The organism is Clostridium sp., from assembly GCF_051656525.1.
In the GTDB taxonomy this organism is placed as follows: Bacteria; Bacillota; Clostridia; order Clostridiales; family Clostridiaceae; genus Clostridium.
Map to the genome: position 1 here is coordinate 1 of NZ_JBOGCC010000006.1, position 11238 is coordinate 11238.

An 11238-nucleotide genomic window follows, 5' to 3' on the forward strand; every position below is an offset into this window, starting at 1 on the left:
AGAAGTGTAAAGTTCATATGCTTTAGTATTAGATTTTCTAACTTCTAAAGTTATAATAGAACAATCTAATGTTTTTAAATGATTTATCATATTAGTCATAAGCATTTTAGCAATACCACGTCTTCTATAATCAGGGTGAACAGCAACGTTAGTTATTTGTCCTTCATCACAAACAACCCAAACACCTACAAAGCCAACTATTCTGTTATCTTCTTCATGTACAAAGTATCTAGCAAGTTTATTATCTATTTCTTTAGATAATTCTTCTTTGCTCCAATAGTTTCTTATACTAAGTTCACTTATTTCTTGAACATCATCAAGATGTTTTTCTTCCATAAATAAATTATTGCTCATTTTTCATTTGTAACCTTTGATTTAATTCACGTACAGCTTGAGGTTGTTTTATATAAAGTGGAGAAGAATCATCAGAATCACTAATTCCCTCTTTAAGAAGATTTAATCCAAGTTCTCCAATTGTTGATGCTCTAACTAAATTAATACTGTTTGGAGCAAATGAAGAAGCTTTAATATTTTTTTCTAAGAAAGCTTTATGCTTGAAAACACCATCACCTATGAAAATAATTTTCTCATTTAATTTTTCTAAGTTTTCCTTAAGTTCTTCTAAAGAAAATGATGTGTAATCTATAAGTCTTTCAAGTTTTCCATTATTAAACTTATAAAAAGCAGTATAAACTGTATCTCTTAAAGCATCCATGATAGGGCAGATAATACCATCAAATGGAGCTAAAGATAAGGCTAAACCATCAAGAGTAGATACACTTACATAGGGTTTCTTAGAACCAAAGCTAAGGCCTTTAATTGTAGCCATTCCAATTCTAAGACCAGTAAAAGAACCAGGTCCTTTAGAAACTACAAAACCATCAACATCATTTATAGTTTTTTTAGTATCCTCTAAAACTTTTTCAATCATGGGCATCATTAAAACAGAATGCTCACGCATATTATTTATAGTATATTCTACTAAAACTCCTGTTTCATCAACTAAAGCACAAGTTGCACATTTTGATGAAGAGTCTACACTTAAAACTAACATTTATAAAATCTCCTTTGTTATATAATCATATTTATTTCCATAAGTGTTAATATGAATCCTACGGAAGTTCTCACCTTTAGATAAATCTTTCTCTATAAAAATATGTATATAATCCTTAGGTAAAATTTCTTCAATGTAATTAGCCCATTCAATTATAGAAACTGCATCCGAGAAAATATAGTCATCAAAACCAATAGCATATATTTCATCAGGATCATTTACTCTATAAACATCAAAATGATAAAGAGGAAGTCTTCCATTATGATATTCATTTACTATAGTGAAAGTTGGGCTTGTTATAGGCTCATGAATATCTAATCCTTCAGCAATTCCTTTAGTGATATGCGTTTTTCCAGTTCCTAAATCACCAGTTAAACAAATAATATTAGAAGGTTTAAGTATTTTTCCTATATTAAAACCAAGAGACTTAGTTTCGTCTATTGAGTTAACTTCAAAAATCATATATATGTCTCCTTTCTACATAATAATCTTTATCTCTTATTCTATCCAAAAATTAAAGATTTGAAAAGCTATACTATAGTATAATATTATTTTACATTAAAAATAAGGAAATATATTTAAGTTGAAAAAAAATTATTAAACGTGTAGAATGATGATAGACTAAAATTTTACAAAATTAAGTTTTAAAAGTTCCCTGGAGGTGAAAAGGTGAAGAAGTTAACTTTTGTTATGCTTGTGATAACAGGGGTGTTTTTTTTAGGGCTAGGAGGATTCTCAAAGCCACTATTAGCAGACACAACGGGTTCAAAGCAAACTAATAGAGGGGTATACTTAAATATAATGGCAAAAACTAAAAGTGAATATTATATGATAGATGCATTAACAGGTGGAAAGCATAACATAGAATATATGTTTAATAATGCTAAGAATATGGCAAACTATAAACCAACACAAAGTGCTATAAATAATGTATCAAATATGGATTTATTCTTCTATTCAGGGAATAATAATGATAAATGGATGGGTAACTTTTTATCAGAACTTAATAAAAGTAAGGTAGGAGTAGTAAATATTTCTAGAGGTATAAGGATTGGTACTATGACTGAAGATGGAAATAAGGTACAAAATCCATACTACTGGACAGGACCAAATGAATATGAAGTAATGCTATATAATGTAACATCAGCATTACAAGAAAAAGATCCTGCAAATAGAAGCTTTTATGAAGATAACTATAATAAGATAGTTACTGAAGTAAATAATATGGTAACAAAATTTAACAATCTAGTTAAAACATCTAAAAATAAACCAATATTTTTAACTAGAGACAATACATTTGAATATCTTTTAGCAGACTTAGGAATACAATATACAGTAGTTCCTCAAAATGAAAGCTTTTCAGATTATATAAGTCAAAACAATTTAAATGAAAAAGATGTTGTAGTAATAAAAGATAAAAGTGATAAAGAAAAAATAGATGTAAATAGTATTACACTACAAAAAGAAAATTTAAATATTAGTTATTTAGAATTACTTGAGAATAATCTAAATACATTAAGTAGTGTATATAAATAAAAATAATAAAAAAATGTTGACGAAGCCCCTAAATCATATTATAATAATATTTGTTCTGAAGGGGTATGGCTCAATTGGTAGAGTAGTGGTCTCCAAAACCATTGGTTGTGGGTTCAAGTCCTACTGCCCCTGCCAAAAGCACTTAGATTTTTATCTAAGTGCTTTTTTTTACGTAAAAATAACTTGATTCCTTAGATTGGAAACAAGGAAACAAACTTTTCTGTATTTTCTTATTTTCCATAAATTTATTGTATTATTTATGAGTTTTACATAAATAATTGAATATAGTTTTTTTTTGCAATTTATTGTTTCCTTTGTTTCCCATTATAGTGTATCCCTGTATTTTACTAGCTTTAGGGTGGCAACAATCACTAGAAACAAGTCTAAAGTTTGTTGCTTTTCTTTGCACTTTGTTTCCTTTTATTTTTATTCATCGGTTCTTTGCTGCTTAGTTTGTTTCCCTTTGTTTCCTACTTTGTTTCCTTTTTTGTCTACTTTGTTGCTCTTTTTCTATAGATGTTAATTAACAGCTAAAGCTTTTAAAGGTGAGTTTTTAGCTTTAATAACAAGGAGTCTTATTAAATTTGATACTAGTAAAAGAAAAGGAGCTTATATATAGTATCTATATATGAGGCTCCTTTTAGATTAACCAATAGTTATATTATATTGTGATAAGATTCCACTTAAAGCACCTGAGAATAGGCTACTAACAGTAAATCCTATTGTTAAAACAAATAATGTAATAATTCCAAAAAGAATAAGTGGTGCTACAAGGTTAGTTCCACCAGTAGCTTTTAAAATTTCATCTTTATGCTTATAGCTTTGAAGTGAATTGTTTATTTTTCTAATTCTATGTTTTGCACTATTTAGATACATTGAGTTTCCGAAAAGTCCAAATAAAACCATTAAACCAATTCTTAATATAGATCCTATAAGAGGAAACATAAAAGAAAAGGAATCTAAAACAAATTCAGCTATAAAGAATATTAAAAACCAAATATATAGCTTACGATAAAGAAGCCAAAATGGTGTGAATAAGAAGCTACACCAATTCCAAGAAACAAAATTATCAGATTCTTTATGTTTATTAAAAACAGTATGGTAATAATCAAGATTTTTATATCCTATATAAGAGTATAAATCATGATTTGGAACAGAAGCCTCACTATCATTATTAATCTGATTAACAATAGTATCTTCTACGTTTTTTCTTTTTTCATCAAAAGCGTTTAAATCTTCATTCATAAAAAGACCTCCTAAAGTTTTGATATTAATATGTTTTGCAAAAAAATATTTTATATGCATGGAATATAAAATAGAAAAAAACAAAATTTTATTATAAAATTAAAGGATACAGTTAAAAGGGGAGGGATATCTTTGAATATAAGAGATTTAGAGTATTTTAAATGTTTATGTGAAATGAAGAGTTTTACGAAGACAGCAGAAAAATTATTTATATCTCAACCATCAGTAACAATGTCTGTGAATAGACTTGAAAAAGATTTAGGAACAAAACTTGTTATAAGAAGTCATTCAAATAAAGAGATAAAGATAACAGAAAGTGGGATTATTTTAAAGAAAAGAATTGATAACATACTTCATGAAATTAGTGAAGTAAGGGTAGAGATAGATAAATTAAAAAGTAAAAAGATAAAACTTGGAATTCCTCCAATAATAGGAGCTTACTTTTTCCCAAGATTTGTAGGGGAGTTAGTTCAAAAGGGGTTTATAGAGAATATTGAATTTGTTCAAGCAGGTTCTGTAAAAATGAAGGAACTTTTATTAGCAGGGCAAGTTGACATAGCATTAATGGGTTCACTTGAAGTTTTAGAGGATGAAAGTATACAAAGTGATACTCTTTTAAAGGATTCATTTGTAATGTGTATAAGTAAAAATAATGATTTATCTAAAAAGAGTGAAATTGATTTTTCAATGTTTAAAGATGAGCAATTTATAGTTTTAGGTGATGGCTATTTACATACTAATGTATTAGAAAATTTACTTAAGAAAGAAAATATAGAACCACAGAAAATATATTATACAAATGAAATTCAAACGGCAAAGTCTTTAATAGCAGCTAATTTAGGTGTAGGGATTATGGTCAAAATGGCTGTTGAGGAAATGAATGAAATAGAAACTATAGAATTAAAGGAACGGATTGATTTTTATATATCAATAGTTGCAAAAAAGGAGCACTACTTAACAGAAATTGAGAAAGATATTATAAAAACTATAAAAGAAAAGAATAAAGAGATAAATGAAAGGTGATTTTGAATCATCTTTTTATTTATTTGCTCATAAATAAAATTTATGAGTAAATAAAAAAACTATATTTTTATTTTAGAAAAAAGAGGTCTATAATAAAAATAAGAAAAGTTCAAAGTATAAAAATTAAAATAGATATATATTTTGAGAGAAGGAAGGTATCGAAAATGGATTTTTTTAAAGAAAGTTTAAAAGTACATGAAGAGAAAAAAGGGAAGATTGAAGTAGTTTCAAAGGTAAGAGTTGAAACTAGAGATGACTTAAGTGTGGCTTATTCACCAGGAGTTGCAGAGCCATGTAGAATGATAAAAAAGAATGAAGATGATGTATATAAATATACTTCAAAAGGAAATATGGTTGCAGTAGTAACAGATGGTTCAGCAGTACTTGGACTTGGAAATATAGGACCTAAAGCTGGACTTCCAGTAATGGAGGGAAAAGCAATACTTTTTAAAGAGTTTGGTGGAGTTGATGCATTTCCAATATGCATAGATTCAAATGATGTAGATACAATAGTAAATACAGTTAAGCTTATTTCACCAAGTTTTGGAGGAATAAACTTAGAAGACATAAGTGCACCAAGATGTTTTGAAATTGAAGAAAGACTTAAAAAAGAATTAGATATTCCAGTATTTCATGATGACCAACATGGAACAGCAATAGTTGTTTTAGCTGGAGTCTTAAATGCCTTAAAATTAGTTGGTAAAAGAATCGATGAAGTTAAGGTTGTTGTTAATGGAATGGGAGCAGCAGGAACTGCAATAGCAAAACTATTAATGTCAGCTGGGGTTAAAAATTTAGTTCCATGTGATAAAGTTGGAATAATCAATGAAGATATGGAAGATATAGATTATGCTAAAAGAGATTTTGCAAAGATTTCTAATCCAAAGAAAATTACTGGTAGCTTAGCAGATGCACTAAAAAATGCAGATATATTTATAGGAGTTTCAGCACCAAATATAGTTACAGGAGAAATGGTAGAGTCTATGGCAAAAGATTCAATTCTTTTTGCAATGGCAAACCCAACTCCAGAAATAATGCCAGATATAGCTAAAGCTCATGGAGCAAGAGTTATGGGAACAGGAAGATCAGATATGCCTAATCAAATAAATAACGTATCAGTTTTCCCAGGATTATTTAAAGGAGCACTTTCTGTACGTGCAAAAGATATAAATGAAGAAATGAAAATAGCAGCAGCTATGGCAATAGCAAACTCAATAGAAGAAAAAGATTTAAATGATGAGAATATAGTTCCATCATCATTAGATAAGAGTTTAGCAGGAAGAGTTGCAAATGCAGTAGCAAAAGCAGCAAGAGAATCAGGAGTAGCAAGAATATAATTACAAAAAAAGGAATTGACATTATGCCAATTCCTTTCTTATCTTTTTAAATTTTAATAGCCATTAAGTTCTGATAATAAGTCACCGAGTCTTACAAGAGCATTTGGAGCATCTTTACTATCCATAATAAGTTCTACAAATATAAGTTTGTCTTTATTTTTATCAGCAAGTTCTAATACTGTAGTTAATTCTTCTTCAGTTTTAACTTTACAAGCTATTGATTTACCTTGATTTAAGTCGAAAATATTTACAAGATTTTTATAATCCCACATATTTATTGAGTTATATTTTCTGTTAGGGCCATGTATAAGTTTTTCAATTGTATATCCATCATTATTGATAACAAAAATTATTGGATGAATGTCTTCTTTTATCATAGTAGAGATTTCTTGACATGTTAATTGGAATGAACCATCTCCTATGATTAAAATATTTCTTCTACTTCTATCAGCCATTTGTGATCCTAGAAGAGCTGGTAATGTATAACCAATTGATGCCCATAGTGGTTGACCTATAAATTTTGAATTTTCTGGCATTCTAATTCCAGTTGCACCTGAAAATGCTGTTCCAGTTTCAGCTAAAAGAATATCTCCACTTTTTAGATTACTTTCTATACAGCTATAAAATCTTTGTTGAGTCAATTCTTTATTTTTTTCAGGACTAAATTTTACTGAAGTTTTAGGTTCTACTTCAACATTATGTTTATAATTAATTCCATTACTAAGAAGTGCATTTAAAACATCTTTCATTAAGATACTACAATATCTTTTTTCACCTATTTTTGAGTGAGTAGGATGTATTTCAACTACTGACATATCATCGTGTATAAAGTTAAAGCAAGCTGTTGTAAAATCACTAAGTTTAACACCAAGAAGGAACGCTACATCTGCTTTATTCATAGCTTCTTTTACTGGTTCAGGACTTAAGACACCATTGTATATACCAACAAAGTTATCACAGTATTCATTAACAGCAGTTTTTCCCATACTTGTTGTACTTACTGGAAGTCCAGTAGTTTTAACAAAATTTCTAGCTTCAGCGCTAAGCTTACATCTATCTACCTCATAATCAGCAAGAACCATTTCACCTTTAGATGTTGAAACTAGCTCTTTAACATCTTTTATAAATTCTTTTAAAGTTTCATCATTAGTTTTAATTTCAATATCTAAAGGTGCTCCTGAAACTTCAATTTCTTTATCAACAATATCAAAAGGAAGTCCTATATAAACTGGTTTTTTAGTGATATAACATTCAGTTAAAACTCTATCAATTTCTCTAGCAGCATTCATTTCATTAAGAATAGTTTGAGATGCAGTAACTTCTCTATACATATTATAAAATTTATAGTATTGTCCATCTCCTAAAGAGTGATGTACATATCTTGAACTATTTTTCATAATAGTCATTGAAGGTATTCCAGTAATTTTAACTATTGGCACATCCTCAGCATAAGCACCGGCAACACCATTTATAGCACTAAGTTCTCCAACACCAAAAGTTGTTACTAAAGCTGACATTCCATTAACTCTAGCATATCCATCAGCAGCATAAGAAGCATTTAATTCATTACAGTTACCTACCCAGTCAAGTCCATCCATATCTTCAACATGATCTAAGAATAATAAATTATAATCTCCAGGAACACCATAAACGTGTTTAATATTAAACTCCTTTAATCTATTTAATAAATAATCTCCAATTGTTACTTTCATTTGTAATTCCTCCATGTATTTATTTTATTTTTATTTTTATGCTATATTTATAAAGCATTTTTCATGCCAACTTTGAAAATGTCTTTAAAATAAGCTTTTTTATAAAAAATACACAATAAATGATACAAAAAAGTCTCAAATATGAGAAAAAAGTCTCAAATTTGAGACTTTTTCCTCATAAAGCTTGCTCTACTTATTTCAAGCTTTTTTAAAATTTCTTCCATTGAAAAACCTTCTTCTAAAAAATGACTTATTACTGAGAATTCAACATCTTTTACTATATCTTTTAAAGTATCATCTAAATTAATACTTAAACTATAGTTTTCTTTTATGGAATTAATATCGTCTATAAAAGAGGTAAAATCAATATTGTTAAAATCAAAATCATTAAAATCAGTCATTAATGAAAGTCTATGAATTACATTTTCAAGTTCTCTTATATTACCATTCCAAGGGTAAGTAGAAGGGCATTTCTTTATAATTTCAATTACTTTATCTTTATCAGAGATATGAAGTCTTTCTAAAAGTTGTTTAGAGATTAATGGAATATCACTTCTACGTTCTCTTAGTGGAGGAATTTTTAGATTAAAAACATTCAATCTATAATACAAGTCTTCTCTAAATCTTCCTTTTAAAACTTCCTCTCTTAAATTACGATTAGTTGCACAAATTATTCGAATATCAACAGGAGTTATTTCATTACTTCCAATTCTCATAACTTCTTTTTCTTGAATAACTCTAAGTAAGCTTGCTTGAAGACTTAAGGGCAATTCACCAATTTCATCTAGAAAGATAGTTCCTTTATGGGCTAATTCAAAAACACCCATTTTTCCATCTTTATTAGCACCTGTAAAAGCACCTTTATCATATCCAAAAAGCTCACTTTCCAAGAGGTTTTCATTTATAGCACCACAATTTATAGCAACAAAAGGCCATTCAGAGCGAGTACTTTCATTATGAATACTTTGTGCAAATAACTCTTTACCAGTTCCAGATTCACCATAAATTAAAATAGTTCCATCTGTTTTAGCATATTTCATAGCTATTTTTTTAAGATTTTCCATTTGAGAGTTGCTAGTTATAATATCATTAAAATTATGTTTAGCAACAAGGCCTTTTTTATGGTTTGTACTTCTAATTTTTCTTTCAAGTCTTTCAATAGTGGAGGCTTTATCAAAAGAGTTAACGCGACCAATAAAATTACCTTTTAACTTAATATCTACGGTACTAGCTGCAACCATCTTCCCATTAATATTTATAATTCCATTATTTAATTCTTTAGATTTCTTTAAATCTCCTAAAACATTATTAATATCTTGTTTAAATACAGAAGATTCATTAATATCTAGAATTTTTTCAGCTTCATTATTGCAAAGAATAATTTTATCGTTAATATCTGTTACTAAAATACCTTGTTTTACAAAATTTAAAATAGTATTAAGTCGTGCATTTTTTTCAAGTTCCTTTTTTCTAACATTAACAATATTTATAGCTTCTTCAATAGCATTAGTCATTGCTTCATCACTAGATTTTAGTAGTATATTTTTTAGGGATAATTCATTACTATATATTTCAGTACAACCACCACCTATAACAAGATTTCCTCCATTTAGCATAGCTTGTCTAAGTGGTTTCTCTATATCTTCAGGAGTTACATATTTAATTTGGATAATATCATTCTTTAAGTTAAAGATACTTTTTATTTCTTTTAAATTAAAAGTATCTTTATAAAATGATAGACAAATTATTTGTGTAGCATCAGTTAGATTAATACTATTTATGGATTTGATTAAATCAAAATTAGTTATTTTAATATCAACAACAGGAATATATGTATTTTCACGAATGAAATTTACACTTGAACCACTACTTAAAAAGACATCAGTTCTCAATTCATTTTTTCTGATAAAATCTTTAATATCGTCTTTATTATTAATTGTTTTTGCATTGATAATTACTCTATTATCTTTAAAACTATTAAAATAAACAGACATCTCATCATAAGGGCAAACTATGCAAATATTGATTTTTTCATTGTTTAAACTATTCATGTTATAACCTCCTTTTAAAATATTTTATTATAAATTTATTATATCATTTTTAGGACAAGGAATATTATATAGGAAAATATAAAAGGAATTGACAGTGCCAATTCCTTTTTATAGGTTAAAATACTCATTTTTTAAGATAGAGTAGTATGAAAAATCACAAATTCCAACATTGCTAGTACCAGAATGTCTTAATGTTCCTTCATAAATCATATTATTTTTAAGCATTACTTTTCCTGAGGCAGGATTATTTGGATCATGTTTTGATTCAATTTTAGAAACTTCAACTTGTTCAAAGAAGAATTTTATTATTAAATTAACAGCTTCTGACACAATTCCCTTATTCCAATAATCAAAACCTATGCAGTAACCAAAGTGAACTATTTCCAAAGTATCATTTGATTCAACAATGCTAATAGTTCCAATTGGATTATTAACATCAGTTTTTAAAGTAATAGCCCATTGATAAAAGTCCTTTTTTGAATAATCATTAATCCACTCATTTAAAATAGATTTAGATATATCAATACTTGAATGTGGTGGCCAAGATAGATATTTTGTAACTCTCGCATCTGACGCCCAATTAGAAAACATAGACTCAGCATCAGAAGGAGTAAATCTTCTAAGTAAAAGTCTGTTACTTTCTAAAGAGATAGTTCCTAGATGTTTCATAAAAACACCTCCTTTTAAAATTTATATAATTATAACATAGAAATTTGAAATTCAAGTAAAATATTTACAATTGAGGTTGAAATGGCAATGATGGCAGCAAGAACAGCGACTATTGTTGCAGTAAGTTCAAATTATTAAAAAAAATAAACCATCAAGTTAAATTAAAATACTTGATGGTTTTTTCTAATGTAAAATAAGTCCAAGTAATGCACATATTAATACAATAAAAATTAAGTTTATTTTCTTTGAGAATAGAAGGATACCAGCAATTATTGTTATAACTATCTCTTTCCAATCTCTATATGCAGAGCGGCTAAGTGATATAAAGGCACTGATTATAAGTGCAATAAGTGCAGGTTTCATTCCAACTAAGGCAGCATTCCAAAGTTTAGAATTTTTCATTCTAGCAAATGCAAAATAAGCAATAGTTACTAAAATCATAGGAGCTGTTGCAAGGCCTAGTATGGCAACCATTCCACCAAATAATCCTGCAAGTTTGAAACCAATAAATGCTGAAAGGTTACAAGAGACTGCACCAGGAGAAATTTGTACAATACCAATATAAGAAGTAAATTGGCTACTAGTTAACCAATGATGATCATTTACAACAA

General features: G+C 28.0%; 11 protein-coding genes and 1 tRNA gene. 4 read left to right on the forward strand and 8 right to left on the reverse strand.

Annotation, left to right across the window (positions count from 1 at the left end):
- From rimI to tsaE, 3 genes are all read right to left on the reverse strand, one after another.
- Window positions 1-354 (reverse strand): ribosomal protein S18-alanine N-acetyltransferase (gene rimI, locus ACRDDY_RS00250; protein WP_438562963.1); only part of this gene is annotated, 354 nt, incomplete at its 3' end.
- Window positions 344-1054: a tRNA (adenosine(37)-N6)-threonylcarbamoyltransferase complex dimerization subunit type 1 TsaB gene (gene tsaB, locus ACRDDY_RS00255; RefSeq protein WP_438562964.1), complete on the reverse strand. Its 711-nt coding sequence runs from the start codon at window positions 1052-1054 to the stop codon at window positions 344-346. The genes tsaB and rimI, both read right to left, overlap by 11 nt.
- Window positions 1055-1516, reverse strand: coding sequence for a tRNA (adenosine(37)-N6)-threonylcarbamoyltransferase complex ATPase subunit type 1 TsaE (tsaE, locus tag ACRDDY_RS00260; RefSeq protein ID WP_438562965.1), 462 nt, complete (start codon window positions 1514-1516; stop codon window positions 1055-1057).
- Window positions 1517-1723: 207 nt separating this feature from the next.
- Between tsaE and ACRDDY_RS00265 the strand changes: the two genes are divergently transcribed.
- Window positions 1724-2590, forward strand: a complete 867-nt coding sequence (locus ACRDDY_RS00265) for a metal ABC transporter substrate-binding protein (RefSeq protein WP_438562966.1) — start codon at window positions 1724-1726, stop codon at window positions 2588-2590.
- A 59-nt stretch (window positions 2591-2649) separates the two neighbouring features.
- Window positions 2650-2725, forward strand: a tRNA-Trp gene (locus ACRDDY_RS00270).
- 510 nt (window positions 2726-3235) lie between these two features.
- On the opposite strand, the gene ACRDDY_RS00275 is transcribed toward ACRDDY_RS00270, so the two are convergent.
- Window positions 3236-3835: a DUF2628 domain-containing protein gene (locus ACRDDY_RS00275; RefSeq protein ID WP_438562967.1), complete on the reverse strand. Its 600-nt coding sequence runs from the start codon at window positions 3833-3835 to the stop codon at window positions 3236-3238.
- A gap of 132 nt (window positions 3836-3967) precedes the next feature.
- Here ACRDDY_RS00275 and ACRDDY_RS00280 point away from each other — a divergent pair, with 132 nt between their 5' ends.
- Together ACRDDY_RS00280 and ACRDDY_RS00285 are read left to right on the forward strand one after the other, a co-directional pair.
- On the forward strand, window positions 3968-4858 hold the full coding sequence (locus tag ACRDDY_RS00280; RefSeq protein WP_438562968.1) for a LysR family transcriptional regulator: 891 nt from the start codon (window positions 3968-3970) through the stop codon (window positions 4856-4858).
- A gap of 164 nt (window positions 4859-5022) precedes the next feature.
- Window positions 5023-6195, forward strand: a complete 1173-nt coding sequence (locus tag ACRDDY_RS00285; protein WP_438562969.1) for an NAD(P)-dependent malic enzyme — start codon at window positions 5023-5025, stop codon at window positions 6193-6195.
- A gap of 53 nt (window positions 6196-6248) precedes the next feature.
- Here ACRDDY_RS00285 and ACRDDY_RS00290 read toward each other — a convergent pair whose 3' ends face one another.
- The 4 genes from ACRDDY_RS00290 to ACRDDY_RS00305 all read right to left on the reverse strand — a co-directional run.
- Window positions 6249-7907 (reverse strand): alpha-keto acid decarboxylase family protein, encoded by a 1659-nt coding sequence (locus ACRDDY_RS00290; protein ID WP_438562970.1) that lies wholly within the window; start codon window positions 7905-7907, stop codon window positions 6249-6251.
- Between the two features lie 155 nt (window positions 7908-8062).
- Window positions 8063-9958 carry a sigma 54-interacting transcriptional regulator gene (locus ACRDDY_RS00295; RefSeq protein ID WP_438562971.1) on the reverse strand — a complete coding sequence of 632 codons (1896 nt, stop codon included), beginning with the start codon at window positions 9956-9958 and terminating at the stop codon, window positions 8063-8065.
- A gap of 108 nt (window positions 9959-10066) precedes the next feature.
- On the reverse strand, window positions 10067-10627 hold the full coding sequence (locus ACRDDY_RS00300; RefSeq protein WP_438562972.1) for a GNAT family N-acetyltransferase: 561 nt from the start codon (window positions 10625-10627) through the stop codon (window positions 10067-10069).
- A 183-nt stretch (window positions 10628-10810) separates the two neighbouring features.
- Window positions 10811-11238, reverse strand: a 428-nt coding sequence (locus tag ACRDDY_RS00305) for a chromate transporter (protein ID WP_438562973.1), incomplete at its 5' end; no start/stop codon positions are given.

Coding starts and splice junctions, on each gene's coding strand:
- tsaB (WP_438562964.1), bottom strand. CDS start 1,054: ATGTTAGTTTTAAGTGTAGACTCTTCATCAAAATGTGCAACTTGTGCT.
- tsaE (WP_438562965.1), bottom strand. CDS start 1,516: ATGATTTTTGAAGTTAACTCAATAGACGAAACTAAGTCTCTTGGTTTT.
- ACRDDY_RS00275 (WP_438562967.1), bottom strand. CDS start 3,835: ATGAATGAAGATTTAAACGCTTTTGATGAAAAAAGAAAAAACGTAGAA.
- ACRDDY_RS00285 (WP_438562969.1), top strand. CDS start 5,023: ATGGATTTTTTTAAAGAAAGTTTAAAAGTACATGAAGAGAAAAAAGGG.
- ACRDDY_RS00290 (WP_438562970.1), bottom strand. CDS start 7,907: ATGAAAGTAACAATTGGAGATTATTTATTAAATAGATTAAAGGAGTTT.
- ACRDDY_RS00295 (WP_438562971.1), bottom strand. CDS start 9,958: ATGAATAGTTTAAACAATGAAAAAATCAATATTTGCATAGTTTGCCCT.
- ACRDDY_RS00300 (WP_438562972.1), bottom strand. CDS start 10,627: ATGAAACATCTAGGAACTATCTCTTTAGAAAGTAACAGACTTTTACTT.